Origin of the sequence: Pseudomonas sp. C2B4 (assembly GCF_013359695.1) — a bacterium.
GTDB lineage: Bacteria > Pseudomonadota > Gammaproteobacteria > Pseudomonadales > Pseudomonadaceae > Aquipseudomonas.
In genome coordinates this window covers 82066-108525 of sequence record NZ_JABFMU010000016.1, presented here as the reverse complement: position 1 = coordinate 108525, position 26460 = coordinate 82066, and the positions used below count along the sequence as shown (strand labels likewise).

The 26460-nt window shown below is 61.5% G+C and carries 28 protein-coding genes; 18 read left to right on the top strand and 10 right to left on the bottom strand.

The window, feature by feature from the left end; translation table 11 throughout:
• The first annotated feature begins 504 nt into the window (after positions 1-504).
• The 13 genes from phnC to phnP all read left to right on the top strand — a co-directional run bounded on the left by phnC (position 505) and on the right by phnP (position 11009).
• Complete coding sequence (gene phnC / locus HNQ83_RS13470) at positions 505-1338, top strand: phosphonate ABC transporter ATP-binding protein (RefSeq protein WP_175389409.1); 834 nt, start codon at positions 505-507, stop codon at positions 1336-1338.
• 41 nt (positions 1339-1379) lie between these two features.
• Positions 1380-2393, top strand: coding sequence for a phosphonate ABC transporter substrate-binding protein (phnD, locus tag HNQ83_RS13465; protein ID WP_175389408.1), 1014 nt, complete (start codon positions 1380-1382; stop codon positions 2391-2393).
• 135 nt (positions 2394-2528) lie between these two features.
• Positions 2529-3311: a phosphonate ABC transporter, permease protein PhnE gene (gene phnE / locus HNQ83_RS13460; protein WP_034146313.1), complete on the top strand. Its 783-nt coding sequence runs from the start codon at positions 2529-2531 to the stop codon at positions 3309-3311.
• A 38-nt stretch (positions 3312-3349) separates the two neighbouring features.
• Entirely contained in the window at positions 3350-4054 is a 705-nt protein-coding gene (gene phnF, locus HNQ83_RS13455) for a phosphonate metabolism transcriptional regulator PhnF (protein ID WP_175389407.1), read from the top strand.
• A gap of 14 nt (positions 4055-4068) precedes the next feature.
• A complete protein-coding gene (phnG, locus tag HNQ83_RS13450) occupies positions 4069-4515 on the top strand; it encodes a phosphonate C-P lyase system protein PhnG (protein WP_175389406.1) in 447 nt (148 codons plus the stop codon).
• Complete coding sequence (phnH, locus tag HNQ83_RS13445) at positions 4515-5105, top strand: phosphonate C-P lyase system protein PhnH (protein WP_175389405.1); 591 nt, start codon at positions 4515-4517, stop codon at positions 5103-5105. Before phnG ends, phnH begins: the two co-directional genes overlap by 1 nt.
• Complete coding sequence (locus HNQ83_RS13440) at positions 5105-6181, top strand: carbon-phosphorus lyase complex subunit PhnI (RefSeq protein ID WP_175389404.1); 1077 nt, start codon at positions 5105-5107, stop codon at positions 6179-6181. The genes phnH and HNQ83_RS13440 overlap by 1 nt, the downstream gene beginning before the upstream one ends.
• A complete protein-coding gene (locus HNQ83_RS13435) occupies positions 6174-7046 on the top strand; it encodes an alpha-D-ribose 1-methylphosphonate 5-phosphate C-P-lyase PhnJ (RefSeq protein WP_175389403.1) in 873 nt (290 codons plus the stop codon). Before HNQ83_RS13440 ends, HNQ83_RS13435 begins: the two co-directional genes overlap by 8 nt.
• Entirely contained in the window at positions 7043-7849 is an 807-nt protein-coding gene (gene phnK, locus HNQ83_RS13430) for a phosphonate C-P lyase system protein PhnK (RefSeq protein ID WP_175389402.1), read from the top strand. The genes HNQ83_RS13435 and phnK overlap by 4 nt, the downstream gene beginning before the upstream one ends.
• On the top strand, positions 7849-8568 hold the full coding sequence (phnL, locus tag HNQ83_RS13425; RefSeq protein WP_175389412.1) for a phosphonate C-P lyase system protein PhnL: 720 nt from the start codon (positions 7849-7851) through the stop codon (positions 8566-8568). The genes phnK and phnL overlap by 1 nt, the downstream gene beginning before the upstream one ends.
• Positions 8558-9703: an alpha-D-ribose 1-methylphosphonate 5-triphosphate diphosphatase gene (locus tag HNQ83_RS13420; RefSeq protein ID WP_175389401.1), complete on the top strand. Its 1146-nt coding sequence runs from the start codon at positions 8558-8560 to the stop codon at positions 9701-9703. Before phnL ends, HNQ83_RS13420 begins: the two co-directional genes overlap by 11 nt.
• Positions 9703-10269, top strand: a complete 567-nt coding sequence (gene phnN / locus HNQ83_RS13415; protein WP_175389400.1) for a phosphonate metabolism protein/1,5-bisphosphokinase (PRPP-forming) PhnN — start codon at positions 9703-9705, stop codon at positions 10267-10269. The genes HNQ83_RS13420 and phnN overlap by 1 nt, the downstream gene beginning before the upstream one ends.
• On the top strand, positions 10260-11009 hold the full coding sequence (gene phnP / locus HNQ83_RS13410) for a phosphonate metabolism protein PhnP (protein WP_175389399.1): 750 nt from the start codon (positions 10260-10262) through the stop codon (positions 11007-11009). Before phnN ends, phnP begins: the two co-directional genes overlap by 10 nt.
• Positions 11010-11123: 114 nt before the next feature.
• Here phnP and HNQ83_RS13405 read toward each other — a convergent pair whose 3' ends face one another.
• Positions 11124-12011, bottom strand: a complete 888-nt coding sequence (locus HNQ83_RS13405; RefSeq protein WP_175389398.1) for a LysR family transcriptional regulator — start codon at positions 12009-12011, stop codon at positions 11124-11126.
• Positions 12012-12243: 232 nt separating this feature from the next.
• On the opposite strand from HNQ83_RS13405, the gene HNQ83_RS13400 reads away from it, so the two are divergent.
• Positions 12244-12456, top strand: coding sequence for a type II toxin-antitoxin system HicA family toxin (locus HNQ83_RS13400; protein WP_175389411.1), 213 nt, complete (start codon positions 12244-12246; stop codon positions 12454-12456).
• On the top strand, positions 12456-12860 hold the full coding sequence (locus HNQ83_RS13395) for a type II toxin-antitoxin system HicB family antitoxin (protein ID WP_175389397.1): 405 nt from the start codon (positions 12456-12458) through the stop codon (positions 12858-12860). The genes HNQ83_RS13400 and HNQ83_RS13395 overlap by 1 nt, the downstream gene beginning before the upstream one ends.
• 97 nt (positions 12861-12957) lie before the next feature.
• On the opposite strand, the gene HNQ83_RS13390 is transcribed toward HNQ83_RS13395, so the two are convergent.
• Entirely contained in the window at positions 12958-14163 is a 1206-nt protein-coding gene (locus tag HNQ83_RS13390) for an MFS transporter (protein WP_175389396.1), read from the bottom strand.
• Positions 14164-14397: 234 nt separating this feature from the next.
• On the opposite strand from HNQ83_RS13390, the gene HNQ83_RS13385 reads away from it, so the two are divergent.
• On the top strand, positions 14398-15027 hold the full coding sequence (locus HNQ83_RS13385; protein WP_175389395.1) for a hypothetical protein: 630 nt from the start codon (positions 14398-14400) through the stop codon (positions 15025-15027).
• A gap of 141 nt (positions 15028-15168) precedes the next feature.
• Positions 15169-15612 (top strand): hypothetical protein, encoded by a 444-nt coding sequence (locus tag HNQ83_RS13380; protein ID WP_175389394.1) that lies wholly within the window; start codon positions 15169-15171, stop codon positions 15610-15612.
• A gap of 195 nt (positions 15613-15807) precedes the next feature.
• Here the strand turns inward: HNQ83_RS13380 and HNQ83_RS13375 are convergent, their stop codons facing one another.
• The 8 genes from HNQ83_RS13375 to gcl form a co-directional block, all read right to left on the bottom strand.
• Positions 15808-16803: a sulfate ABC transporter substrate-binding protein gene (locus HNQ83_RS13375; protein WP_175389393.1), complete on the bottom strand. Its 996-nt coding sequence runs from the start codon at positions 16801-16803 to the stop codon at positions 15808-15810.
• Between the two features lie 229 nt (positions 16804-17032).
• Positions 17033-17860, bottom strand: coding sequence for an ion transporter (locus HNQ83_RS13370; protein ID WP_175389392.1), 828 nt, complete (start codon positions 17858-17860; stop codon positions 17033-17035).
• Between the two features lie 21 nt (positions 17861-17881).
• Entirely contained in the window at positions 17882-18796 is a 915-nt protein-coding gene (locus tag HNQ83_RS13365) for an urea transporter (protein WP_175389391.1), read from the bottom strand.
• Between the two features lie 147 nt (positions 18797-18943).
• On the bottom strand, positions 18944-20359 hold the full coding sequence (pyk, locus tag HNQ83_RS13360) for a pyruvate kinase (RefSeq protein WP_175389390.1): 1416 nt from the start codon (positions 20357-20359) through the stop codon (positions 18944-18946).
• The gene (locus HNQ83_RS13355; protein WP_175389389.1) at positions 20356-21630 is read right to left on the bottom strand and encodes a glycerate kinase; all 1275 of its coding nucleotides are present in this window, start codon (positions 21628-21630) and stop codon (positions 20356-20358) included. The genes pyk and HNQ83_RS13355 overlap by 4 nt, the downstream gene beginning before the upstream one ends.
• A gap of 158 nt (positions 21631-21788) precedes the next feature.
• Entirely contained in the window at positions 21789-22682 is an 894-nt protein-coding gene (locus tag HNQ83_RS13350) for a 2-hydroxy-3-oxopropionate reductase (RefSeq protein ID WP_085648499.1), read from the bottom strand.
• Between the two features lie 167 nt (positions 22683-22849).
• Entirely contained in the window at positions 22850-23632 is a 783-nt protein-coding gene (gene hyi, locus HNQ83_RS13345) for a hydroxypyruvate isomerase (protein WP_175389388.1), read from the bottom strand.
• 137 nt (positions 23633-23769) lie between these two features.
• Positions 23770-25545, bottom strand: coding sequence for a glyoxylate carboligase (gene gcl / locus HNQ83_RS13340; protein WP_175389387.1), 1776 nt, complete (start codon positions 25543-25545; stop codon positions 23770-23772).
• Between the two features lie 280 nt (positions 25546-25825).
• Between gcl and HNQ83_RS13335 the strand changes: the two genes are divergently transcribed.
• A complete protein-coding gene (locus HNQ83_RS13335; RefSeq protein ID WP_175389386.1) occupies positions 25826-26266 on the top strand; it encodes a heme-binding protein in 441 nt (146 codons plus the stop codon).
• Positions 26267-26460: the final 194 nt, after the last annotated feature.

Below are 26460 nucleotides of genomic sequence, written 5' to 3'. Positions count from 1 at the left end.
AAACTGTTACCCATGTGCTTGAACTGTTTTGTTACCTATGTGGGTGAGTCATACCTTGCCCTCCGGTTGGCTTCGCTGCACCTACATGCAATGTGTTCGACTGCGTCGAACGGCGCTGCGCGCCCATCCCCGGATGAACGCCTCCACTCAGCCTCCCGAAGGGGCGGGCAGATCAAAAGCACCCGAGGCGAGCTGACACTCGACCTGTTTGGCGGGTGTATGCAGTCTCCTGTGGGAGCGAGCCTGCTCGCGAAAGCAGTGTGTCATGCAGCATAAATGCTGGCTGGCATGGCCCATTCGTCGGAACGCCGCCCGGAGCCGGCTCGCTCCCACAGGTCTCCCCACAGGTTCTCCATCGCCCCACCCGCTCAACCTTTCACAAAACCTTCATCAAATAGTTAATCCAGAGACATGTGCGAGTCATAGGGCTGACATGCCCCGTGCCTAAAGTCTGTTGAACTCAAATACGGCCATGGACGGCTGTTCAACCAGACAGAGAAGCCCATGAACGCAGCTATCCATGTCGATCATCTGAACAAGACCTTTGCGCGCAAAAGCGCATTGGTCGACCTCGAGCTGACCATCGCGTCCGGTGAGATGGTCGCGCTGATCGGCGCGTCCGGCTCCGGGAAATCCACTTTGCTGCGCCACCTCGCGGGCCTGGCCTGTTGCGATCGCAACAACGGCGGCAGCGTCAAGGTGCTGGGTCGCGAAGTGCAGGCCAGTGGACGGCTCAACGGCAAGGTGCGGCGCTTGCGGGCGGATATCGGCTACATCTTCCAGCAATTCAACCTGGTCAATCGCCTGAGTGTGCTCGACAACGTGCTGCTCGGTTGCCTGGGGCGCATGCCGCGCTGGCGCGGCAATCTGAGCCTGTTCAATGCCGAGGAAAAACAGTTCGCCCTGGAGTCCCTGGATCGCGTTGGCCTGGCGGATCTGGCGGCGCAGCGGGCTTCGACCCTGTCCGGCGGCCAGCAGCAGCGCGTGGCGATTGCCCGGGCGCTGACCCAACGGGCCGAAGTGATTCTGGCGGATGAGCCGATTGCCTCCCTCGATCCCGAGTCGGCGCGCAAGGTCATGGAAATCCTCGCCGACATCAATCGCCGCGACGGCAAGACCGTAGTGGTCACGCTGCATCAAGTCGATTACGCCACCCGATATTGCCCGCGTGCCGTAGCGCTCAAAGGCGGGCGCATTCATTTCGATGGCCGGGCCGCCGAGTTGAGCAGCCATTTCCTCAACGATTTGTACGGTGCCGACATCGACACCAGCCTGATCTGTGTCGACCCGATTCGCCCCGCCGAAGCGCTCCCTCGGCTGGTCATGGCTCGCGCATAACCCTCCCAATTCCCAACCGTTCACCCTCAGGAAACCCTTCCATGTTGAACCGTATCGGTCGTGTTTTTGCTGGTGTAGCCCTCGCTGCAAGCTTTGTATTGGGCACCGCCCAGGCTGAAGAAAAAGCCATCAACTTCGGCATCATGTCCACCGAGTCCTCGCAGAATCTCAAGAGCATCTGGCAGCCGTTTCTCGATGACATGCAGAAGCAGACCGGCCTGAAGATCAACGCCACGTTCGCCTCCGACTATGCCGGCCTGATCCAGGGCATGCGCTTCAACAAGGTCGACGTCGCCTGGCTGGGAAACAAGGCCGCCATCGAAGCGGTGGATCGTTCCAACGGTGAAATCTTCGCCCAGACCGCGGCCGCCAGCGGTGCAGCCGGTTACTGGAGCGTGTTGATCGCGCGCAAGGACAGCCCGATCAACTCCGTCGACGACATGCTGAAAAACGCCAAGACCCTGACCTTCGGCAACGGTGATCCGAACTCCACTTCCGGCTACCTGGTGCCGGGCTACTACGTGTTTGCCAAGAACAACGTCGATGCCGCCACGGCGTTCAAGCGCACCCTCAACTCCAGCCATGAGGTCAACGCGCTGAGCGTGGCCAAGGGACAACTGGACGTGGCGACCTTCAACACCGAAAGCTGGGATCGCCTGGAAGTCACCCAGCCTGACAAGGCGGCGATGCTCAAGGTGATCTGGAAGTCGCCGCTGATCCCGGCCGACCCACTGGTGTGGAGCAAGGCCCTGAGCGACAGCGAGAAGCAGAAGATCCGCGATTTCATCTTCAGCTACGGCGACACCGATGCCGAGAAAGCCGTGCTCAAGGGCATGCAGTTGGGCAAGTTCCTGAAATCCAGCGACGACCAGTTGTTGCCGATCCGTCAGCTGGAGCTGTTCAAGCAGCGCACTACGATCGCCGCCGACACCAAGCTTGAAGCGGCGGACAAGACCAGGAAGCTTGCCGAGATCGATGCCGAACTGGCCAAGCTGCAAGAGCGCATCACCTTGCTCGAAAAAACCGCCGACAAAAAATCCGCGGCCAACGGCTAACCCCTGTAGGAGCGAGCCTGCTCGCGATGAACGTAAGGACACCGCGTTTCTCCCGGTTTCCCGCGTCATCGTTGGCGACCATCGCGAGCAGGCTCGCTCCTACAGGTTCTGCATTACGCCATTTAGAGAACCCTTATGACCACTCTGCACGCTGAAGCTGTCGGCAAGCGCACCTGGCCGCAGTACGCCGGTTGGGGCCTGTTCCTGGTCCTGCTGGCCTGGGCCTGGCACGGCGCCGAAATGAACCCGATGGCGCTGTACCGCGACTCGGGAAACATGGCGACCTTCGCCGCGGATTTCTTCCCGCCGGATTTCCACGAATGGCGCGCCTACCTCAAGGAAATGATCGTCACCGTACAAATCGCCCTCTGGGGCACGGTGCTGGCGATTGTCTGTTCGGTGCCGCTGGGCATCCTCTGTTCGGAAAACATCACGCCGTGGTGGATTCACCAGCCGCTGCGCCGGGTGATGGACGCCTTTCGTTCGATCAATGAAATGGTCTTCGCCATGTTGTTCGTGGTGGCCGTGGGCCTGGGGCCATTCGCCGGTGTCCTGGCGCTGTGGATCAGCACCACCGGCGTGCTCGCCAAGCTGTTCGCCGAGGCCGTGGAAGCGATTGATCCGGGGCCTGTCGAAGGGGTTCGTGCCACCGGCGCCAGTGCCTTGCAAGAAGTCATCTACGGCGTGATCCCGCAAGTGATGCCGCTGTGGGTGTCTTACGCGTTGTACCGCTTCGAGGCCAACGTGCGCTCGGCGACGGTGGTGGGGATGGTCGGGGCTGGCGGCATTGGCGTGATCCTCTGGGAAAACATCCGCGCCTTCCAGTTCGTTCAAACCTGCGCGGTGCTGTTGGTGATCATCGTGGTCGTGAGCCTGATCGACATCCTCTCGCAACGCCTGCGCAAGCAGTTCATCTGACTTTTCGGAGGGGTGCCTGCGGGCGCTTTTTTTAAAGCATGCAGTTGTCTAGACAAGATGAGCCGGTGTACCGCGAACTCGCCGACATCCTGCGTCGGGAACTGGCGAGCTACAGCGCCGGGGATTTCCTGCCAGCGGAGGTGCAACTGGCCGAACGCTTCGGCGTCAACCGCCACACCTTGCGCCGGGCCATCGATGAACTGGTGTTCGAAGGCAGCCTGTTGCGGCGTCAGGGCAAAGGCACGCAAGTGCTGGAGCGACCGCTGATTTACCCCATGGCCGCCGACAGTGCCTACAGCCAGTCGTTGTCGGCCCAGGGCTTGGGCGTCGAGGCGGTGCTGCTCAAGCGCCGTTATTGCTTCGCCAGTCGTGAAGAGGCGGAGTATCTGGGCATTGCCGAGATGGCGCCGATGATCGAGTTGCAGACCCTGCGCAAGCTCGACGGACAACCGGTCAGCCTGATTCGCCACCGTTACTGCGCCAGTTATGCGCCGCTATTGGCGGACTACACCGGTGGCTCCCTGCGCCAATACCTGAGCGAACGCGACCTGCCGCTGACCCGCACGCAAAGCCTGATCGGCGCCCGTTTGCCCAACCGCGAAGAGGCGGCTTTGCTGATGATGCCCCGGCATTTGCCGGCCCTGAGTGTGTTCACCCTTTCCCGCGATCGCGACGGCCGTGCCGTGGAGCTGGCCCAGTCCACCAGCCGTTCGGATCGCTTCCAGTACCAGGTCGTCACCTGATGGAGAACCAACCGATGAATCCTGCTTCTCACACCGCCCGGCAACACTGGATCGGCGTGCTGGCCCGCGCTCGTCGCAGCGAATTGCAGTCCCATGAAGCCGCGCTGCGCGACGTCGAATACCAACTGATCCGCGCCCCGGAAATCGGCATGACCCTGGTCCGTGGCCGCATGGGTGGCAACGGCGCGCCGTTCAACGTTGGCGAAATGAGCGTGACCCGTTGCGTCGTGCGCCTGGCCGATGGCCGCACCGGCTACAGCTACCTGGCGGGGCGCGACAAGGTCCACGCCGAACTCGCCGCCTTGGCCGATGCGCATTTGCAAGGCACGCAGCAGCGCCATTGGCTCGACCAGATGATCACGCCGCTGGCCCAGACCCAGGCCGAACGCCGGGCGCAGAAAGAGGCGGACACCGCCGCCACCAAAGTCGAATTCTTCACCCTCGTGCGAGGAGAAAACTGATGAGCGCACAGCTGTTGCAACCGGCATTCGCCGACCCGGTGCTGGATTCTCAGCGCGGGTTTCGCGCGGCGCTCAAGGCACTGGCGGGTCCAGGCCTGATCCAGACCCTGCACGCCACGCCGAGCCTCGAAGGCCTGGCGCCGGCGACCTATGCGCTGTGCCTGGCGCTGCTGGATGTGGACACGCCGCTGTGGCTGGCGCCGTCGTTCGACACGCCGCTGATCCGCGCCAACCTGGCGTTCCATTGCGGTTGCCCGCTGACCGCGAATCGTGAAGACGCCTGTTTTGCCTTGCTCGCCGCCGACGATCTGCTCGACCTGAGCGGTTTTGACCATGGCAACGACCGGTACCCCGATCAGTCCTGCAGCTTGTTGGTTCAACTGCCGAGCCTCGATGGCGGGGCAGGGCTGGCCTGGCGCGGACCGGGGATCGAGACCGAACACCGCGTTGCGCTGCCGGTGGCCGAGGGCTTCTGGGGCGAGCGTGAACGCCGCAACGAATTTCCCCGTGGCCTGGATGTATTTTTCACCGCCGACCAGAACCTGATCGGCCTGCCGCGCAGCACTCGCATCACACAGGAGCGTGCCTGATGTACGTAGCCGTCAAGGGTGGCGAACAGGCCATCGACAATGCCCACCGTCTGCTGGCGAAAAAGCGCCGGGGCGATACCTCGGTCACTGAATTGAGCGTCGAGCAGATCCGCCAGCAACTGCCGCTGGCGGTGGCGCGGGTGATGAGCGAGGGCTCGCTGTACGACGAAGAACTGGCCGCGCTGGCGATCAAGCAAGCGGCTGGGGATCTGGTCGAAGCGATTTTCCTGTTGCGCGCCTATCGCACCACGCTGCCACGCTTCAGCCCGAGCCTGCCGATCGACACCTCGAACATGCTGCTTAGCCGCCGTCTGTCCGCCACGTTCAAGGACGTGCCCGGTGGGCAACTGCTGGGGCCGACCTTCGATTACACCCATCGCCTGCTCGACTTCGCGCTGCTCGCCGAAGGCGAGTATCCCGGGCCACAAACGACCCCGAACGCCAGCCTCGAAGCCTGCCCGCGAGTCCTCGGCTTGCTGGCCAAGGAAGGTTTGATCAAAAACGAATCCGACAACAACGACACGGTCGCGGACATCATCCGTGACCCGCTGGAGTTGCCGGCCAGCCGCGCCGAACGCCTGCAAGCCCTGGCCCGTGGCGATGAAGGTTTCCTGCTGGCGCTCGGCTACTCGACCCAGCGCGGCTACGGCCGCAACCACCCGTTCGCCGGGGAAATCCGCATCGGTGAGGTGGAGGTGTGGATCGATCCTGAGGAGCTGGGTTTCCCGATCAATCTGGGCAGCATCGAAGTCACCGAGTGCGAGATGGTCAACCAGTTCGTCGGCTCGGCCACCGAACTGGCGCAGTTCACCCGCGGCTACGGCCTGGCCTTCGGACATGCCGAGCGCAAGGCCATGGGCATGGCGCTGGTCGACCGCGCCTTGCGCGCCAAGGAGTTCAACGAAGAGATCGAGTCCCCGGCGCAGCAGGAAGAATTCGTGCTGATGCACTGCGACAACGTCGAGGCCGCCGGCTTCGTTTCCCACCTCAAACTGCCTCACTACGTGGACTTCCAGGCCGAACTGGAATTGATCCGCAAACTGCGCAAGCCTGCCGAGGGCAACACCCATGAATGACCTGAGCCAGGTACCCGTGCGCGACGCGGCGTACAACTTCGCCTACCTCGATGAACAGACCAAACGCATGATCCGCCGCGCCTTGCTCAAGGCCGTGGCGATCCCCGGTTACCAGGTGCCGTTCGGTGGCCGCGAGATGCCATTGCCGTACGGCTGGGGCACCGGCGGCATGCAGTTGACCGCCGCGATTCTCGGCGACGATGACGTGCTCAAGGTGATCGACCAGGGCGCCGACGACACCACCAACGCCGTGTCGATCCGCCGTTTTTTTGCCCGTACCGCTGGCGTGGCCACCACTGAGGCGACGCCGGAAGCGACGGTGATCCAGACCCGTCACCGCATCCCGGAAACGCCGCTGCACGCCGATCAGATCATGGTCTATCAGGTACCGATCCCTGAGCCGCTGCGCTTTATCGAACCCTCGGAAACCGAGACCCGAACCATGCACGCCCTCAATGATTACGGGGTGATGCACGTCAAGCTCTACGAGGACATCGCCACCTTCGGCCACATCGCCACCGCCTATGCCTACCCGGTGATGGTCGACGAACGCTACGTGATGGACCCGTCGCCAATCCCCAAATTCGACAACCCGAAACTCGACATGAGCCCGGCGCTGATGCTGTTCGGCGCTGGCCGCGAGAAGCGCCTGTACGCCGTACCGCCCTTCACCAACGTCACGAGTCTGGACTTCGAGGATCACCCGTTCGAAGCGCAAAAGTGGGACGAGTGCTGTGCCATTTGCGGTAGCCGCGAGTCATTCCTCGACGAGTTGATCCTCGACGATGCCGGTACCCAGAGCTTCGTCTGTTCCGACACCTATTACTGCGCCCAGCGCGTCAGCCAGCAGGAGCAGGGCCAATGAACCAGGCGCTGAAAAACGATCTGTCCGTGTCCACCGAACCCTTGTTGCAAGTGCGTGATTTGTCATTGTTGTACGGCCCGGAAAAGGGCTGTCAGGACGTCAGCTTCGACCTCTATCCTGGCGAGGTTTTGGGGATTGTCGGCGAGTCGGGGTCCGGTAAATCGACCTTGCTCTCGCTGCTCAGCGGACGACTGCCGCCGCAAAAAGGTCGCATCGGTTACCGCGACAAGCAGGGCCAATGGCTCGACCTCTACAGCGCCAGCGAAGCCGAGCGCCGCACCTTGTTGCGCACTGAATGGGGCTTCGTCGAACAGAACCCGCGAGACGGTTTGCGCATGGGCGTGTCGGCCGGCGCCAACATCGGCGAGCGCTTGATGGCCCAGGGCGTGCGCAATTATCAGCAACTGCGCGGGGCGGGGCTGGACTGGCTGAGCCAGGTGGAAATCGATCCGCAACGCATCGACGACTTGCCCCGGACCTTTTCCGGCGGCATGCAACAACGCCTGCAAATCGCCCGCAACCTGGTGTCGAGTCCGCGCCTGGTGTTCATGGACGAGCCGACCGGCGGCCTCGACGTCTCGGTGCAGGCACGTTTGCTCGACCTGTTGCGCGGGCTGGTGCGTGAGCTGGATCTGGCGGTGGTGATCGTCACCCATGATCTGGCGGTGGCGCGTCTGCTAGCCGATCGGCTGATGGTGATGCGCCGCTCGCGGGTGGTGGAAACCGGGCTGACCGATCAGATCCTCGACGATCCGCAGCACCCTTACTCTCAACTGTTGGTGTCTTCGGTGTTGCAGCCATGATGAATACCTTGATCGAGGTCCGTGACCTCTCGAAAACCTTCACCCTGCACCAGCAGAACGGCGTAGTCCTTAATGTGCTGCGCGGTGTGGATTTCAGCGTGGCGGGCGGCGAATGCCTAGTGCTGCACGGCCAGTCCGGCGCCGGTAAAAGCACCTTGCTGCGCACCCTGTATGGCAACTATCTGCCGGCGGGCGGCAGCATCCGTGTGCAGCACGACGGCCAGTGGCTGGAACTGGTGGGCGCCGAGCCCCGGGACATTCTGCAGGTGCGTCAACGCACCCTCGGCTATGTCAGCCAGTTCCTGCGGGTGATTCCGCGAGTGGCGTGCCTGGACGTGGTGATGGAGCCGGCCCTGGCCCGTGGCTGGTCCAAGTCACTGGCGCAATCCCGCGCCGAGCTGCTGCTCAGTCGCCTGAACATTCCGCAACGTCTCTGGCAACTGGCGCCCGGTACTTTTTCCGGTGGCGAACAGCAGCGGGTCAACATCGCTCGCGGGTTCATGGTGGCGTGGCCGGTGATGCTGCTCGACGAACCCACGGCCTCCCTCGATGACAACAATCGCCAGGTGGTGCTGGAGCTGATGAACGAAGCCAAGCAAGCCGGTGCCGCGCTGATCGGCATCTTCCACGACCACGTCGCCCGCGAGGCGGTTGCCGATCGCCATCTCGACATGACTCCCAGTGCTGTGAACGACAAGGAATACGCCGATGCCCGTTGAACAGATCCTCAGCAATGCCCAACTGGTCACCGCTGACCGCGTGTTCTACGGCACCGTGCTGCTGCGCGACGGCTTGATTGCCGACGTTGCCGAAGGCCCCAGTCGTTTGCCCCAGGCCCAGGACCTCAACGGCGATTACCTGCTGCCGGGGTTGGTGGAGCTGCACACCGACAACCTTGAAAAACACATGACTCCGCGCCCCGGCGTGGACTGGCCATCGCGCTCGGCGGTGCTCAGCCACGATGCGCAGATTGTCGCGGCGGGGATCACCACGGTGTTCGACGCGGTGTCCATCGGCGACGTGAACCCCAAGGGCAATCGCATGCAGAAACTGCCGGCGATGCTCGAAGCGATTTCCAGCGCTTCGGATGCCGGGCTGACCCGCGCCGAGCACCGCCTGCACTTGCGCTGCGAGCTGTGCCACCCGGATACCCTGAGCGTGTTTCGTGATCTGGTGGAGCATCCGCTGGTGCAACTGGTGTCGGTGATGGACCATTCGCCGGGTCAGCGCCAATTTGTGCTGGAGTCCAAGTACCGTGAGTACTACATGGGCAAATACCACCTGACGACAACGCAGATGGACGAATTCATCACCTTGCAGATGGCCAACTCCCGCGAGTACAGCGACCGCTATCGTGCGGCGATTGTCGAGCATTGCCTGGCCCGTGGCCTGTCGGTAGCCAGCCATGACGACGCGACCCTGGCCCACGTCGAGGAGTCGGCGCGCTACGGCATGACCATCGCCGAATTCCCGACCACCGTCGAAGCGGCGCGTGGTTGCCGGGAGCAGGGCATGCAGGTGTTGATGGGCGCACCGAACATCGTGCGTGGCGGTTCGCACTCGGGTAACGTGGCGGCCGCCGACCTGGCGGCTGAGGGGCTGCTGGATATTCTGTCCAGCGACTACTATCCGGCGAGCCTGCTGCAAGCGGCGTTTGCCCTGGCGGCCCAGAGCGAACGCATCGACCTGGCCTCCGCGATGCGCATGGTCAGCCTGGCCCCGGCCAGGGCAGCAGGACTGAATGATCGCGGCGAAATCGCCCCGGGCCTGCGTGCGGATCTGGTGCAGGCGCGCAGTCAGGACGGTTTACCGGTGGTCCAGCAAGTATGGCGACAAGCGAAGAGGGTGTTTTGATGTCAGGCAGGTTGATCTATCTCATCGGGCCTTCCGGTTCGGGCAAGGACAGCCTGCTGGATGCCTCACGCACGCGGTTGGCCGAACGCGGCTGCCGCATCGTGCGGCGGGTCATCACCCGCTCGGCGGAAGCCGTGGGCGAGGCGGCGCTGGGCGTCAGCCAGCAGCAGTTCGCCGAGATGCAGGCCCGGGGCGCGTTTGCCCTGAGCTGGCAGGCCAATGGCCTGGCCTATGGCATCCCGCGGGAAATCGACGATTGGCTGGCGTCGGGCGACGACGTGCTGATCAATGGCTCGAGGGGGCATCTGCCGCAAACCCGCGAGCGCTATCCGAACGTACTGGTGGTGTTGCTGACCGTGGACGAGGTCGTGCTGCGTCAACGCCTGCTGGGGCGCGGACGTGAGTCCGTGGCCGAGATCGATCTGCGGCTGGCGCGCAATGCCCGCTTCGGCGAACGCCTGCTGGCCGAAGACCCGAGCGTGCACCTGCTCGACAACTCCGGCCCGTTGGAACGTACGGTCGAACGCCTGCTGGCCTGCATCGACGAGCCCGCAGCATGCGCCTGACATTGCTGGGCACCGGTGATGCGCGACAGGTGCCGGTCTATGGTTGCGAATGTCAGGCCTGCGTTCGCGCCCTTAGCGATGAACGCCTGCGACGTCGACCGTGCTGCGCACTGATCGAATGCGGTGACCAGCGCTGGCTGATCGACAGCGGACTGCCCGACCTCACCGAACGCTTCCCGCCGCGCAGTTTCAACGGCATCTTCCAGACCCACTACCACGCCGACCATGCGCAGGGTTTACTGCACCTGCGCTGGGGGCAGGGCCTGGTGATTCCGGTGCATGGGCCGGCGGACACGGAAGGCTTGGCGGATCTCTACAAGCATCCGGGCATCCTCGATTTCAGCCGGCCGTTCGAGGCGTTTGAAAACCGCACATTCGGCGTGCTAAGCATTACCGCGCTGCCGTTGCTGCACTCCAAACCGACCCTCGGCTATCTGCTGGAGGGCGAGGGCCGACGGATCGCCTACCTGACCGACACCGTGGGCCTGCCACCCGCCACCGTGACCTTTCTGCAACGCCAGCCGCTGGACGCGCTGGTGCTCGACTGCTCGATGCCGCCCCAACCCCAGGCACCGCGTAATCACAACGACCTGAACCTGGCGTTGCAGTGCATTGATGAGTTGCAGCCTGAAGTAGCGGTGTTGACCCATGTCGGGCATACGCTGGATGCGTGGTTGATCGAGCATCGCGGTGAGTTGCCGGGGAATGTCAGCGTGGGGTTTGATGGGTGTGTGTTGTAGGAAGAGCTGCCTCGTCTTCGACGCCGTTTGCTTTCTGTGGGAGCGAGCCTGCTCGCGAAGACGACCTGACAGCCGACCTGGTCTCAGGTGAACGCCTACAGTTGTGGGCTGCGTTCAGCCCTCCTTCAACATCAACCCCTGCACATACTCCACAAACGCCCGAGCCTTCGCACTGGCCATCCTGCCCGTTGGAAAGACCGCCCACAGGTCCTGATTCGGCAGCGTCCAATCGGCGATCACTTCCCTGACTGAACCGTTGGCCAGTTCTGGCGCAAACATCCACTCCGAGGCCATGGTCAGCCCCAGATGGGCCAGTACCGCTTCACGCAGGCCCTCGGCGGCGTTGACGCGGATTCTGCCGCTGATGGTCACCGGTTGTTCTTCGCCAGCCTTTTTGAATGTCCAACTGGCCCCGCCCCCCAAGGTGTAGACGATTGCCTGATGCTGACTCAAATCGGCAGGGCAGGCGGGTTCGCCGTGTTTGTCGAAATAGGCAGGCGTGCCGAGCACCACGCGCCGGCATTCGGCGATCTTGCGCGCCGTGAGGCCGGAGTCGCTCAAGGTGCCCAGGCGCAGCGCAACGTCGACGCCTTCTTCCACCAGATTGATGTTGCGATCATCGAGCATCAGGTCGATGTTGAGTTGCGGGTTCTGCTCCAGAAACGGTCCCAGGTGCGGCACGATGTGCTGTCGGCCGAAGGTCACGGCGGCGCAGATGCGAAGGTTGCCGCTCAGGCCGCTGGCCGAACCACGAGCAGCGTTATCGGCCTCGTCGGCTTCCTCGATGGCGCGCTTGGCCCGTTCGAAAAAGGCCAGGCCGGCCTCAGTGGGGGTGAGGCCTCGTGTGGAGCGCAGCAGCAGTCGGACCGCGAGTCGTTTTTCCAGTTGCGCGATGGTTTTCGACACGGCGGGCTGACCGATATCCAGCCGCCTGGCGGTGGCAGAAAACGAGCCGGTTTCCACCACGTAGACAAAGGTTTCCATAGCGGCGAGGCGATCCATCGTGGGTCCTTTTACAAAATGACAGTGTGGGAGCGAGCCTGCTCGCAAGGCGTCCGGTCAGTCGGCATCCATGTTGAATGTTACGCCGTCTTCGCGAGCAGGCTCGCTCCCACAAAGGGCAGTATTCAATCAGATGCTGTAAAACAACCAAGCGTCGCGTTGCGGATTTTTGTGCTTGAGTAAATATAACTCTAGGGTTATTTTTATTCGGGCCAGAGCAAGGAGGCGGATGGTGCAGAGCAGGCTACTGATCAAGGAGTTGATGGAAGCAGGTTGGACATTGGACCGTGTCACTGGCAGTCATCACATCTTCATTCACCGTTACAACCCGTTCACGATTCCCGTTCCTCACCCGAAAAAGGATTTGCCGGTCGGGACGGTCAAGAGCATCAGGAGGCGAGCCGGGCTTTTTTACCCGCTGGTCAGTTACGCAGGAGATCCATAATGCAATATCCAATCTGTATCGAGTGGGGCGACGAAAACACCGCCATCGGTATCCAGATCCCCGATATTCCAGGCGCGGTTACCGCCGGGGATACTTTTGAAGACGCCTATAACGCGGCGGTCGAGATTGCCCACATCCTGCTGCAGGAAATTGCGGCGGACGGGGCAACGATTCCGATGCCGACATCAGCAGCCGAGCATCGAACCAATCCAGAGTTTGCCGACATGGGTTGGGGGATGCTGGAGCTGGACATCTCGCCGTACCTGGGCAAGACCGAGAAGGTCAACGTGACCCTGCCGGGCTACGTGATCCAGCGCATCGACCGTTATGTGCGCGAACACAATGTCAAAAGCCGCTCGTCGTTTCTGGCGGATGCGGCGATGGAGAAGCTGGTTCGGTATTGAGTGGTGTCAGCCACAGCGCTATCGCGGGCAAGCCTTGCTCCTACAGGTTAGTGAGTAACCTGTAGGAGCAAGGCTTGCCCGCGATGCTTTTGGCGGTTTATGCCGTCGCCAGCGAACGCTTTTCTGAAACACTCAAAAACCGCACCAACGCCACCAACGGGAACGCACTGCCCACCACCACGATCCACAACCAGCCGCCATGCTCATACACCGCACTGGCCACCGAAGAACCGAACGCACCGCCAATGAAAATGCTGGTCATGTACAACGCATTCAGGCGACTGCGACTCTGGGCGTCCAGGGCGTAGACCGCACGTTGACCCAGGACCATGTTCATCTGTACGCAAAAATCTAGCACCACGCCGGTCACGGCCAGGCCGATGACGCTGTAAGCCGGATGGATGAAGGCCGGCAGGAAACTCAGGCTGGCAAACAGCAGGGCCAGCAAGGAAGCGATGCGGGTGTGGCCGGCATCGGCCAGGCGACCGGCGATGGGTGCAGCGATGGCCCCGATCGCCCCGACCAGCGCGAAGATGGCGATCTGTGATTGCGACAAACCGTGATTGCGCGCCAGTTCCAGTGGCACGGCGGTCCAGAACAGGCTGAACGTGGCGAACATGCAACCCTGGTAAAACGCGCGCTGGCGCAGTACCGGTTGCTTTCGCAACAGCGTCCACAGTGAACCGAGCAACTGGCCATACGATGCACTGTGATCAGGCTGGCGCTTGGGAATGGTCACCGCCAGCACGATGCTGATGGCCGCCATCAGCAGCGCCGCAATCACAAACATCGCACGCCAGCCAAAGTGGTCGGCCACCACGCTGGAAACCGGCCGCGCCAACAGGATCCCCAGCAGCAGACCGCCCATGATGCCGCCGACTACGCGGCCACGGGACTCTTCCGGCGCCAGGTGTGCGGCCAGCGGAATCAGGATTTGCACCGACACCGAACTGAAGCCCACCAGCAGCGAGATCAGCAAAAACACGTTCGGCTGATCGGTGAATGCTGCGCCCAGCAGACTGGCAATCGCCACCACGGTGGTGATGATCATCAACCGGCGGTTCTCCAGCAGATCGCCCAGCGGTACCAGGAAAAACAGTCCCAACGCATACCCGATCTGGGTGAGCGAAACGATGAAGCTGGCCATGGTGCTGGTCAGGCCGACGTCCGGCGCAATCAGGCCGATGATCGGTTGGGCGTAGTAGATATTGGCCACGATGGCGCCGCAGCAAAAAGCGAACAGCAGCACCATGCCTCGGGTCATTGTCGCGGTGCCATGGGGCACCCGGGTCGCTGGATTCATAACGTGTCTCGCTGAGCAAAAAAGAATGCGTGCAGGCTAAGGGCCTGACCCATGCGGCGGAAGAGAGATTGGAGTGATAGCAGTCATTCCATTGCGGAATGAGTGATGAACGCGCATGCCGTCCGCCGATGACCGTTGCGTCAAAAAATCATGGGTCGATGATACATTCACTTACATCTTGTTCGATAGCGTGCTTATGTTCTCTTTCACGTTTGATCACAGGAAGGCGCTCCCATGAATGCGATGTTCGGTCACCTTGTTCGCGGCGTTTCGGTTGTGACGTTGATCGGCCTGTTCAGCACCGGTCTGGCTCAGGCGCAGGATGTACCGGGCATGCGTATCGGTATACGCGGCGAAATTACCGGTGTGAGTCCTGACGTACTGAAAGTCCATGCCAACAGCGGTGAGAACGTAGTGATCAACCTGACCAGGGACACCAAGGTTCGCGCCGTCACCCTGGCCAATATCGAAGACATCAAGCCCGGCAGTTACATCGGTTCGGCTGCCATTCCTCAAGAAGATGGCAGCCTGAAGGCGCTGGAGGTGCACGTCTTCCCGCCGGAACTGGCGGGCAGCGGCGACGGCCATCGGCCTTTCGATCTGGTCAAGGGCAGCAGCATGACCAACGGCAGCGTCGGCGACCTGGTGGTCAGCAATGGCCGGGTGTTGACCGTGAACTACAAGGGTGGCCAACAGAAGATTCTGGTGCCGGAAGACGTGCCCATCGTCAACCTGGTGCCGGGGGATCGCATCTTGCTGAAGGTGGGCGTGAAAATCGTCACGTTCGTGACCCAAAGTGCGGATGGAACGCTGACGGCCCAATCTATATCGGCAGGTAAGGACGGGGTAACGCCGCCGATGTAATGGCGTGCTTATATTTCTGTGGGAGCGAGCCTGCTCCCACAAGGACATACCGGCCATCCGAAGAAGCGCCCGCTTTCCCGCGACAGCTAAAATCAACAGGGGGATCACTTCAACGCGTCCTTACAAAGCGGGAGTATCACGATGAAAATCGTATCTTCGCTGGCGTTGGTGGTAGCGGTTGGGACGATCTCCGGGTGCTCGACGGTGCCTGACAGCCAGGTCACCAACGTTCCCCTGAACGCTACTTCCATTAATGCCGGGAACATCGCCCGGCCAATCATGATGCCCGATGGTCAAGCAACCGTATTCTGGTTTGCGGTCAGTGGCGAGTCCATGGGCAGCGCATTGCCAGGTCGTTTGCAGGCCTATATCTACCCGGGAAGCTGTGCAAGCCTGGGTGCGAAACCCGCCTATGACATGAACGATGGCCCTAATGCGCGGTTCTATTCGCAAGCGTCCATGCAATATTTCTGGAAAAGCGCACCGGTACCGGTCGAGACGCTACGAGCCGGCGGCTATGCGTTAGTTGTGCGTGAAAGCCCGGCCGATGGTCACCAGGCGATTTTCTGCGGCAACTTGAGCTGAAACACGAGCTGAAATACGCACCACCACTGTGGGAGCGAGCCTGCTCGCGAAAAACGCCCGGACAACGCGTTGACTCAGACAACCTGCATTATCCTGGACGTCCTTCGCGAGCAGGCTCGCTCCCACAGTGGTTCGGTGTTTTACCGACAAAAAAGGCGACCTCTTCAGGTCGCCTTTTTCATGACTGCTCAGTGTTTACTGGGCATAGATCTGATCGAAAATCCCGCCATCGTTGAAGTGGGTTTTCTGCACGGTGCGCCAGTCGCCGAAGGTTTTCTCTACCGACAGGAAGTCCACTTTCGGGAAACGGTCGGTGTACTTGGCCAACACCGCCGGATCACGTGGACGCAGGTAGTTGGCGGCGGCGATTTCCTGGCCTTCCGGCGACCACAGGTACTTCAGGTATTCCTCGGCGGCAGCGCGGGTGCCTTTTTTGTCGACGGATTTGTCGACCACCGATACCGGCGGCTCGGCTTCGGCGGAGACGCTCGGATAGATCACTTCGAACTGGTCGCGACCGAACTCGCGGGCGATCATTTCGGCTTCGTTCTCGAAGGTCACCAGCACGTCGCCGATCTGGTTGGTCATGAAGGTGGTCGTCGCGGCACGGCCACCGGTGTCTAGTACCGGCGCTTGCTTGAACAGCTTGCCAACGAAATCCTTGGCCTTGTTTTCGTCGCCGCCGTTTTTCAGCACATAGCCCCAGGCCGACAGATAGGTGTAGCGACCGTTACCCGAGGTTTTCGGGTTCGGCACGATGACCTGAACGCCATCCTTGAGCAGATCCGGCCAGTCTTTCAGGGCTTTCGGGTTGCCCTTGCGCACGATGAACACGGTGGCCGAGGTGAAGGGCGCGCTGTTGTTCGGCAGGCGCGTGACCCAGTTGTCCGGGACCAGTTTGCCGTTGTCGGCCAGGGCATTGATGTCGGTGGCCATGTTCATGGTGATCACGTCAGCCGGCAGGCCGTCGATGACCGAACGCGCCTGTTTGCTGGAGCCGCCGAAGGACATCTGCAGGGTGATGTTTTCGTTGTGCTCGGCTTGCCAGTGCTTCTGGAACGCAGTGTTGTAGTCCTTGTAGAAATCGCGCATCACGTCGTAGGAAACGTTGAGCAGGGTCGGTGCGGCCTGAGCCACGCTGGTCAATGCCAGGCCAGCGGCCAGAAGTGAGGCGCCAAAGAGTTTTTTCACTGCGAATTCCTTGTTCTGTGTATGTAGGAGCTGCCGCCCCACCTGTAGGAGCGAGCCTGCTCGCGAAAAACGCCCTGACATCGCGGGCAGTCAGGCAGCCCGCGTCATCGTTGACGTCCATCGCGAGCAGGCTCGCTCCTACAGGTGGGTTATGTGTAAGGGCGATACCATTTTGGCAGCGACTATAGCCGGGCTCGCATAGACCTTTAAAGATTAAAAAGTACTTTGCTTATTCCAATTTCTTAAAGAGTGCATTGCCACAACGAGAACAGAACGCGGCGCCATGTTCATGGCTGTTTTTCCGGCACACCGGGCAGTCGTGTTGCAATTGTTCACCACGCATGGCGGTGGCCAGTTCGGCGGTGAAAATCCCGGTGGGCACGGCAATGATCGAATAACCGGTGATCATCACCAGCGATGAAATCACCTGGCCCAGCGGGGTCTTGGGCACGATGTCGCCATAACCCACGGTCGTCAGCGTGACGATAGCCCAGTAGATGCTTTTGGGAATGCTGGTGAAACCACGTTCCGGGCCTTCGACCACGTACATCAGCGTGCCGAACACCGTCACCAGGGTGCAGACACTGAGCAGGAACACGAGGATTTTCTGCTTGCTGCCGCGCAGGGCATCAAGCAGGTAATGGGCTTGTTTCAGGTACGGGCTGAGTTTGAGCACGCGGAAAATCCGCAGCATCCGGATGATCCGGATAATCAGCAGGTACTGGGCATCGGCGTAATACAGCGCGAGGATGCCGGGCACGATCGCCAGTACATCCACCAACCCGTAAAAACTGAAGGCATAGCGCAAAGGCTTGGGCGAGCAATACAGCCGCAGGATGTATTCGCCGAGGAAGATCACCGTGAAGCCCCACTCGATGTACGCCAGCACATCGGCGTAGTTCTTGTGGATGGTGTCGATGCTGTCGAGCATCACGATCACCAGGCTGGCGAGGATGATCAACAGCAAAATGCCGTCAAAACGCCTGCCTGCCTTGGTGTCGGTCTGGAAAATCATGACGTAAAGCCGTTCACGCCAATCTTTGTTGCTGCTGTCCATGGATAACGCCTGACTCAATGATCAGCGCAGCCTAGGTTGATTCTCCCCGTGAGCGCAAGGCGCGGCGTCGACAGCGGTTTTGCCGAGCATCTGAATGCCGGCGCGGATCAGCCAGCAAGCGAGGATGAAGGGGGCGGTGAGCGTGGCCAGGCCGGCGGCGGCAAACAAGGGCGTCAGCAACAGCGCCAGGACGATGCCGAGCAGTGGCAACCAGGGTTGCTGGCGTTGCGCACTGAAGGCGAGAGCAGCCAGTACGGCGTTGTAGCCGCCCAGGCCGAGCAGGGCGGTGCCGGCCTCATGGTGCAACAGACTGGAGCAGAGGCCGAGGATCGAGGCCATCAGCGCCCAACCGAACGCACGGCGGTCGGCGATCAGCAAACCGGCGGCAATCATTGCCCCGGCCAGCGGATGGTCGAGAAACATCACCTGGCCAATCCCTCTGAGCGATGCGGCAAAGAGGTTCGGTGTGTTCAGCTCGATCAGGGGTGTCGGCACCGACGGCGCGGCGAAACACAGCAGCAACCAGCTCAGGCCCACGAACGGCGCGGTGTAGGCGGGCAGGCATTGGTTGACGCGGGCGCGCTTGAGCCATTGCTGAGTGATCATCGCACTCAAGCCACCGGCCGCCAGAATCAGCGGAGGCATCATCGCCGACCAGGGGAAATACAGGCTCAGCAACAGACCGAGCAACACGCCGTTGTAGCTGAACAAGCCAGCCTGGCGATCAGCCTTTGCGTAGTTGCGCCGTTGCGCGGTGAGCAATCCGGCGACGCCTCCGAGCAATGCGCCGCCGAGCAAGGCGGGCGCGGTGAACAGGATTGCCGAGAGGCATAGCAGTCCGCACAGCGGATTGCGCTGGAGGAAGATTTGACTGAAGCCGTTGAGCAAAGCCTCGGCCCAGTCGGGGCAGTGGGTGTTGAAGTGGTTGGCAGGCATGGCAGTTCTAAAAAGTCAGTTAAACCGTGTCGCCGCCTTCGCGAGCAGGCTCGCTCCCACATTGAATCTTTGTTCAATATTAGATTTGTGATCGACACAATCTAATGTGGGAGCGAGCCTGCTCGCGAAGAGGCCGGTATGGGCGCTCTAGATCAACGTCTCGATACGCAATGAGTTAGTCGACCCCGGCTGCCCAAACGGCACACCCGCCGTGATCAATAACGTGTCGCCGCGCTGCGCCATGCCCTGGGCCTGGGCGATTTCCAGCGCTGTCGAACACACTTCATCCACCTGACGCAGCCGATCATTGACCACCGAGTGCACGCCCCAGGCCACAGTCAAGCGACGAGCGGTCTGCAAGTTCGGTGTCAGGTTGAGGATCGGCACCGTCGGCCGCTCCCGCGCCGCACGCAAACTCGACGTCCCCGACTCGCTGTAATTGACCAGCACCGCCACCGGCAGCACGTTGCTGATGCGGCGGATCGCGCAGCTGATTGCATCGGAAACCGTGGCTTCGGCTTTCGGTCGGCTGACGTCGAGCTGGGCTTGATAGTCCGGACCGTTCTCCACCTGACGAATGATCTTGCTCATCATCTGCACGGCTTCGAGCGGGTACTCGCCGGAGGCGGTTTCCGCCGACAGCATCACCGCGTCGGCACCCTCGGCCACCGCGTTGGCGACATCGGTCACTTCGGCGCGGGTGGGTGCCGGGGAGAAGCGCATCGATTCGAGCATCTGCGTCGCCACCACCACCGGTTTACCGAGCTGGCGGCAGGTGCTGATGATGTTCTTCTGGATCTGCGGCACGCTTTCGGCGGGCACTTCTACACCGAGGTCACCGCGAGCGACCATGATCGCGTCGCTCAACTCGGCGATTTCCCGCAGTTGGGTCACGGCCGATGGCTTCTCGATCTTGGCCATCAAAAACGCTTTGTCGCCGATCAGTGCGCGGGCCTCGCGGATGTCATCCGGACGCTGCACGAACGACAGTGCCACCCAGTCCACACCCAGTTCCAGACCGAAACTCAAGTCGCGGCGATCCTTGGCGGTCAGCGGGCTCAGGTCGAGCACCGCTTGTGGCACGTTCACGCCTTTGCGATCCGACAGCTCACCGCCGTTGAGTACGGTGGTGTCGATGGCGTCAGCGTACTTGGTGACCACCCGCAGGCGCAGCTTGCCATCATCGAGCAACAGGTCCATGCCCGGCTCCAGCGCGGCGATGATTTCCGGGTGCGGCAGGTTGACCCGGCGCTCATCGCCCGGCGTGGCATCGAGATCCAGGCGCAGGGCCTGACCGCGGACCAGTTGCACCTTGCCCTCGGCGAACTTGCCGACCCGCAGTTTCGGACCTTGCAGGTCCATCAGAATGCCCAACGGATAATTCAGCTGGCGCTCCACTTCACGGATCCACTGATAACGCTGGGCGTGGTCGGCGTGATCGCCGTGGCTGAAGTTCAGGCGAAAGATGTTGACCCCGGCCTGCACCAGTTCGCGGATGTCGTCGATCCCGTTGATGGCAGGGCCCAGGGTGGCGAGTATTTTGACCTTTTTGTCAGGCGTCATGGTTTTGGGCTCTCAAGGATCAGAATGGCGCGGAAGTCGTTGACGTTGGTGCGGGTCGGCTCAGTGACGATCAATGCGTCCAGCGCCTCGAAATAGCCGTAGCCATTGTTGTTGTCCAACTCGTCGCTGGCGCTCAGGCCGAGGGCAGCGGCGCGGGCGTAGCTGTCCGGGGTCATGATGGCGCCGGCATTGTCCTCGGAACCGTCGATGCCATCGGTGTCGCCGGCCAGCGCATAGACGCCCGGCAGGCCCTTGAGGTTGTCGGTCAGGCTCAGCAGGAACTCGGCGTTGCGTCCGCCACGGCCATTGCCGCGCACGGTGACGGTGGTTTCGCCGCCGGAGAGAATCACGCAGGGCGCCGCCAGCGGCTGGCCGTGCAGCACGACTTGTCGGGCGATGCCGGCGTGAACCTTGGCCACTTCGCGGGATTCGCCTTCCAGGTCGCCGAGGATCAACGGACTGAAACCGGCCTGACGGCATTTCACCGCCGCCGCTTCCAGTGACTGTTGCGGGCGGGCGATCAACTGGAAATGACTACGGGCCAGGCTCGGGTCGCCGGGTTTGACGGTTTCCGATTCCGGGCTTTGCAACCAGGTGCGCACGGAGGCTGGCACGTCGATGTTGTAGCGCTTGAGGATCGCCAGCGCTTCGGTCGACGTGCTCGGATCGGCCACGGTGGGACCGGAAGCGATGACCGTGGCGAGGTCGCCCGGCACATCGGAAATCGCATAGGTGTACACGGTTGCCGGCCAGCAGGCCTTGCCGAGGCGCCCGCCCTTGATCGCCGAGAGGTGCTTGCGCACGCAGTTCATCTCGCCGATGGAGGCGCCGGATTTGAGCAGGGCCTTGTTGATCGACTGTTTGTCGGCCAGGGTGATGCCGGCTGCCGGGAGGGCGAGCAGCGCTGAACCGCCACCGGACAGCAAGAAGATCACTCGGTCGCTTTCCGTCAGGTTGCTGACCAGCTCGAATACGCGCTTGGCCACAGCCTGGCCGGCGGCGTCAGGCACGGGGTGCGCGGCTTCGACCACTTCGATTTTTTCGCACGGGGCGCCGTGACCGTAGCGCGTCACCACCAGACCGGATACTTCACCCTGCCAGCAACGCTCGACCACCTGGGCCATGGCGGCCGCGGCTTTGCCGGCGCCGATGACGATCACCCGTCCGCTGCGATCGGCAGGCAGATGGGCTTCGAGGACTTGTTGCGGATGGGCCGCGTCGATGGCTGTGGCGAACAGCTCGCGCAGGAATTGTTGCGGATCGACCGACATGGCGGGCTCCCGGAATTCTTGTTATTGGGGTTGTCGCGGACCCTGTGGGAGCGAGCCTGCTCGCGAAGACGGGGTGTCAGTCAACAGAGTTGTTGAATGTGAAACCGCTTTCGCGAGCAGGCTCGCTCCCACAGGTTTGATGCAGTTTGGGGCAGGGCTTACTTCTTGTCGCGGATCGAGAAGTTCGCCATGTGCTCAAGGCCTTTGATCAGCGCCGAGTGATCCCAGTTGCTGCCACCGATGGCCGCGCAGGTGCTGAACACTTGCTGGGCGTTGGCGGTGTTCGGCAGGTTGATGTTCAGTTCCTTGGCGCCTTGCAGGGCCAGGTTCAGGTCCTTCTGGTGCAGGCTGATGCGGAAGCCTGGATCGAAAGTACCTTTGATCATGCGCTCGCCGTGCACTTCGAGGATCTTCGACGAAGCGAAGCCACCCATCAGCGCTTCACGCACCTTGGCTGGATCGGCACCGTTTTTCGAGGCGAACAGCAGGGCTTCGGCCACGGCCTGGATGTTCAGCGCGACGATGATCTGGTTCGCCACTTTCGCGGTCTGACCGTCACCGTTGCCACCGACCAGGGTGATGTTCTTGCCCATGGCCTGGAACAGCGGCAGGGCGCGTTCGAAGGCATCGGCATCGCCGCCGACCATGATGCTCAGGGTCGCGGCCTTGGCACCGACTTCACCGCCGGACACTGGCGCGTCGAGGTACTGAGCGCCTTTTTCATTGATCTTGGCCGCGAAGGCTTTGGTGGCGGTTGGCGAGATCGAGCTCATGTCGATCACCACTTTGCCTTTGCCGATGCCGGCAGCGACACCGTCGGCACGGAAGAGTACGTCATCGACCTGCGGGGTATCCGGGACCATGACGATGATGAATTCGGCTTCCTGGGCCACTTCCTTCGGGTTGGCCAGGGCGACGGCGCCAGCGGCAACCAGGTCGGCAGGGGCCGCGTCGTGGTGCGCGGACAGGAACAGGCTGTGACCGGCTTTCTGCAGGTTCGCCGCCATTGGGTGGCCCATGATGCCGGTGCCGATAAATCCGATTTTAGCCATGAGAAAATCCTCGTTTTATTTCGATGCTGCAATGCAGTCTTTGAGACGCAGCAGATTCATTGTGGGAGCTGGCTTGCCAGCGATGGCGGTGGGTCAGGCAACCTATTTGTTTGTGTGCTGCCGCCATCGCGGGCAAGCCCGCTCCCACAGGGTTTTGTATTGTTCGTTCAGATTGCGTTATGGGTTTTGAGCCAGCCCAGTCCCGCTTCGGTGGTGGTCAGTGGCTTGTATTCACAGCCAACCCAACCCTGATAACCGATGCGGTCCAGGTGTTCGAACAGGAAGCGGTAGTTGATTTCACCGGTGCCCGGTTCGTTGCGCCCCGGGTTGTCGGCCAACTGGATATGGTTGATCTCGCCCAGGTGCGATTGCATGGTGCGGGCCAGGTCGCCCTCCATGATTTGCATGTGATAGATGTCGTATTGCAGGAACAGATTGGCGCTGCCGACCTGTTCGCGAATCGACAGGGCTTGCGCCGTGTTGTTCAAGTAGAAGCCCGGGATGTCGCGGGTGTTGATCGCTTCCATCACCAGTTTGATGCCCGCCGCTTGCAGCTTGTCGGCCGCGTAATTGAGGTTGGCGACGAAGGTTTTTTCCACGGTGGCATCGTCAACGCCTTGTGGGCGGATACCGGCCAGGCAGTTGACCTGGGTGTTGCCCAGCACTTGCGCGTAAGCGATGGCCAGGTCGACCCCGGCGCGGAACTCTTCCACACGGTCCGGCAGGCAGGCGATACCGCGTTCACCCTTGGCCCAGTCACCGGCCGGCAGGTTGAACAGTACTTGGGTCAGACCGTTGGCATCGAGCTTGGCCTTGATTTCAGCGGAGCTGAAGTCGTACGGGAACAGGTATTCGACACCGCTGAAGCCGGCCTTGGCGGCCGCTTCGAAACGGGCGAGGAAATCCTGTTCGGTGAACAGCATGGACAGGTTGGCTGCGAAACGCGGCATGGTGGTCTCCCGTAAATATGTGAGGGCCCTTGTGGGAGCGAGCTTGCTCGCGATAGCGGAGCGTCGGCCAACATTAATGTTGGATTTGAAGACGCCTTCGCGAGCAGGCTCGCTCCCACAGGAGGGACTATCAGCAGTTAATCGAGCAACGAAATCGCAGTAGGCGCGTCGTTGCCGACCAGCGCCAGGTCTTCGAATTCGTTGACGGCGTTGATCTCGGTGCCCATGGAGATGTTGGTCACGCGCTCCAGGATAATCTCGACGATCACCGGAACCTTGAACTCCTCGATCATCTGTTCGGCCTTGCGCAGGGCAGGGGCGATTTCAGACGGTTCGAACACACGCAGTGCCTTGCAGCCCAAGCCTTCGGCAACCGCGACGTGATCGACGCCATAACCGTTGAGTTCCGGCGCGTTCAGGTTGTCGAAGGACAGCTGCACGCAGTAGTCCATCTCGAAACCGCGCTGCGCCTGGCGGATCAGACCCAGGTACGAGTTGTTCACCACCACATGGATGTACGGCAGTTTGAACTGCGCGCCTACCGCCAATTCTTCGATCATGAACTGGAAGTCATAGTCGCCCGACAGTGCGACAACCTTGCGGGTCGGGTCGGCCTTGACCACGCCCAGTGCCGCCGGAATGGTCCAGCCCAACGGGCCCGCCTGGCCGCAGTTGATCCAGTGACGCGGCTTGTAGACGTGCAGGAACTGCGCGCCGGCAATCTGCGACAGGCCGATGGTGCTGACGTAGCAGGTGTCCTTGCCGAACACCTGGTTCATCTCTTCGTAAACGCGCTGCGGCTTGACCGGCACGTTGTCGAAGTGAGTCTTGCGCTGCAGGCTGGCCTTGCGCTGCTGGCAGTCCTGCAACCAGGCGCTGCGGTTTTTCAGCTTGCCAGCCGCTTGCCATTCGCGAGCGACTTCGATGAACACGGTCAGCGCGGCAGCGGCGTCGGACACGATGCCCAGGTCCGGGGTGAATACGCGGCCGATCTGGGTCGGTTCGATATCAACGTGAATGAACTTGCGACCTTCGGTATAGACGTCGACCGAGCCGGTGTGGCGGTTGGCCCAACGGTTGCCGACACCCAGGACCACATCGGACTTGAGCAGGGTGGCGTTGCCGTAGCGGTGCGAAGTCTGCAAGCCAACCATGCCGACCATCAGCGGATGATCGTCCGGGATGGTGCCCCAGCCCATCAGGGTCGGAATGACCGGAATGCCGGTCAGCTCGGCAAACTCCACCAGCAGGTCACTGGCGTCGGCATTGATGATGCCACCACCGGCCACCAGCAACGGACGCTCGGCCTGATCCAGCATCGCCAAGGCCTTTTCCACCTGAACGCGGGTCGCGTTCGGTTTGGCCAATGGCAGCGGTTGGTAGGCGTCGATGTCGAATTCGATTTCCGCCATCTGCACGTCGAACGGCAGGTCAATCAGCACCGGGCCTGGACGGCCGGAGCGCATTTCATAGAAGGCCTTCTGAAACGCGTAAGGCACCTGGCCCGGTTCCAGAACGGTGGTCGCCCACTTGGTCACTGGCTTGACGATGCTGGTGATGTCGACAGCCTGGAAGTCTTCCTTGTGCATACGGGCGCGGGGTGCCTGGCCGGTGATGCAAAGGATCGGGATCGAGTCGGCCGAGGCGCTGTAGAGCCCGGTGACCATGTCGGTGCCGGCAGGGCCGGAGGTGCCGATGCACACGCCGATGTTGCCGGCCTTGGTGCGGGTGTAGCCCTCGGCCATGTGCGACGCGCCTTCAACGTGGCGAGCGAGGACATGATCGATGCCGCCGACCTTTTGCAGGGCGGAGTACAGCGGGTTGATGGCGGCACCCGGGATGCCAAAAGCGGTATCAACCCCTTCACGGCGCATCACCAGAACGGCGGCTTCGATTGCTCTCATTTTGCTCATGGTTTTGTGCCTCTTTACGTTTTGTAATTGTATACAAGTGGCTTTGCGCTGAGTGTATTCACGGTGGACGGCGCAGGTCAATCCATTTTCTCAAGCAACCGTTTCATTCGTCGGAAGCCCTATTCACTGTGGCTTTTCGTCGCATGTGGCGCTTTTCGAGAATTATTGTATACAAAAAAATAATTCATTGTGTTCTATTTGTTGCATCGGGCTGCGGCACAAGCGTGAGATCAAAACCGCAATCCACCGGCTTTCCGAAAAACAAAATGAGGACGGCACCATGAGCGCTTTAACCTTGAAAGTCGCAGTCAACCTGGTCAACGAGGCCATCAATGCGGGGCGCGCCATTTCCGCGGCGCCCCTGACCATCGCGGTACTGGATGCCGGTGGGCATCTGATTACCCTGCAACGCGAAGACGGCGCCAGCCTGCTGCGCCCGCAGGTCGCCATCGGCAAGGCCTGGGGCGCCATCGCCCTGGGCAAGGGTTCACGCCTGCTGGCCCTGGATGCCCAGCAACGCCCGGCATTCATCGCCGCTCTGAATAGCCTGGGACAGGGCAGTGTCGTGCCAGCACCGGGCGGCGTGCTGATTCGCGATCAGGCCGGGATTGTGCTGGGGGCGGTGGGGATCAGCGGGGATCTGTCGGATGTTGACGAGCAGTGTGCGATCAACGCGATCGAGGCGTTGGGGTTGAGGGCGGATGCTGGGGTTGCTGCTTGATCTGTAGTGATTGATAGACCGCTTTCGCGAGCAAGCCCGCTCCCACATTCGACCGAGATCTACCTGAAGAAATCCGATCAAATGTGGGAGCGGGCTTGCTCGCGAAGGCAATCTCTCAGACACATCCAGCTAAAAGTCTGTTCCACCATTCTGTAGGCGCTGACCTAGCCTTTCCATGATTTCAACATGAGAGA

What these genes read in the sequence shown, in the direction of transcription:
- HNQ83_RS13355 (WP_175389389.1), bottom strand. Translation starts at nt 21,630, where the DNA reads ATGTCGGTCGATCCGCAACAATTCCTGCGCGAGCTGTTCGCCACAGCC.
- phnE (WP_034146313.1), top strand. Translation starts at nt 2,529, where the DNA reads ATGACCACTCTGCACGCTGAAGCTGTCGGCAAGCGCACCTGGCCGCAG.
- HNQ83_RS13370 (WP_175389392.1), bottom strand. Translation starts at nt 17,860, where the DNA reads ATGGACAGCAGCAACAAAGATTGGCGTGAACGGCTTTACGTCATGATT.
- HNQ83_RS13335 (WP_175389386.1), top strand. Translation starts at nt 25,826, where the DNA reads ATGAGCGCTTTAACCTTGAAAGTCGCAGTCAACCTGGTCAACGAGGCC.
- HNQ83_RS13395 (WP_175389397.1), top strand. Translation starts at nt 12,456, where the DNA reads ATGCAATATCCAATCTGTATCGAGTGGGGCGACGAAAACACCGCCATC.
- HNQ83_RS13390 (WP_175389396.1), bottom strand. Translation starts at nt 14,163, where the DNA reads ATGAATCCAGCGACCCGGGTGCCCCATGGCACCGCGACAATGACCCGA.
- hyi (WP_175389388.1), bottom strand. Translation starts at nt 23,632, where the DNA reads ATGCCGCGTTTCGCAGCCAACCTGTCCATGCTGTTCACCGAACAGGAT.
- phnK (WP_175389402.1), top strand. Translation starts at nt 7,043, where the DNA reads ATGAACCAGGCGCTGAAAAACGATCTGTCCGTGTCCACCGAACCCTTG.
- HNQ83_RS13440 (WP_175389404.1), top strand. Translation starts at nt 5,105, where the DNA reads ATGTACGTAGCCGTCAAGGGTGGCGAACAGGCCATCGACAATGCCCAC.
- HNQ83_RS13365 (WP_175389391.1), bottom strand. Translation starts at nt 18,796, where the DNA reads ATGCCTGCCAACCACTTCAACACCCACTGCCCCGACTGGGCCGAGGCT.
- phnF (WP_175389407.1), top strand. Translation starts at nt 3,350, where the DNA reads ATGCAGTTGTCTAGACAAGATGAGCCGGTGTACCGCGAACTCGCCGAC.
- HNQ83_RS13435 (WP_175389403.1), top strand. Translation starts at nt 6,174, where the DNA reads ATGAATGACCTGAGCCAGGTACCCGTGCGCGACGCGGCGTACAACTTC.
- HNQ83_RS13380 (WP_175389394.1), top strand. Translation starts at nt 15,169, where the DNA reads ATGAAAATCGTATCTTCGCTGGCGTTGGTGGTAGCGGTTGGGACGATC.
- phnD (WP_175389408.1), top strand. Translation starts at nt 1,380, where the DNA reads ATGTTGAACCGTATCGGTCGTGTTTTTGCTGGTGTAGCCCTCGCTGCA.
- HNQ83_RS13385 (WP_175389395.1), top strand. Translation starts at nt 14,398, where the DNA reads ATGAATGCGATGTTCGGTCACCTTGTTCGCGGCGTTTCGGTTGTGACG.
- phnG (WP_175389406.1), top strand. Translation starts at nt 4,069, where the DNA reads ATGAATCCTGCTTCTCACACCGCCCGGCAACACTGGATCGGCGTGCTG.
- phnP (WP_175389399.1), top strand. Translation starts at nt 10,260, where the DNA reads ATGCGCCTGACATTGCTGGGCACCGGTGATGCGCGACAGGTGCCGGTC.
- phnN (WP_175389400.1), top strand. Translation starts at nt 9,703, where the DNA reads ATGTCAGGCAGGTTGATCTATCTCATCGGGCCTTCCGGTTCGGGCAAG.
- gcl (WP_175389387.1), bottom strand. Translation starts at nt 25,545, where the DNA reads ATGAGCAAAATGAGAGCAATCGAAGCCGCCGTTCTGGTGATGCGCCGT.
- pyk (WP_175389390.1), bottom strand. Translation starts at nt 20,359, where the DNA reads ATGACGCCTGACAAAAAGGTCAAAATACTCGCCACCCTGGGCCCTGCC.
- HNQ83_RS13420 (WP_175389401.1), top strand. Translation starts at nt 8,558, where the DNA reads ATGCCCGTTGAACAGATCCTCAGCAATGCCCAACTGGTCACCGCTGAC.
- HNQ83_RS13350 (WP_085648499.1), bottom strand. Translation starts at nt 22,682, where the DNA reads ATGGCTAAAATCGGATTTATCGGCACCGGCATCATGGGCCACCCAATG.
- phnL (WP_175389412.1), top strand. Translation starts at nt 7,849, where the DNA reads ATGAATACCTTGATCGAGGTCCGTGACCTCTCGAAAACCTTCACCCTG.
- phnC (WP_175389409.1), top strand. Translation starts at nt 505, where the DNA reads ATGAACGCAGCTATCCATGTCGATCATCTGAACAAGACCTTTGCGCGC.
- phnH (WP_175389405.1), top strand. Translation starts at nt 4,515, where the DNA reads ATGAGCGCACAGCTGTTGCAACCGGCATTCGCCGACCCGGTGCTGGAT.
- HNQ83_RS13405 (WP_175389398.1), bottom strand. Translation starts at nt 12,011, where the DNA reads ATGGATCGCCTCGCCGCTATGGAAACCTTTGTCTACGTGGTGGAAACC.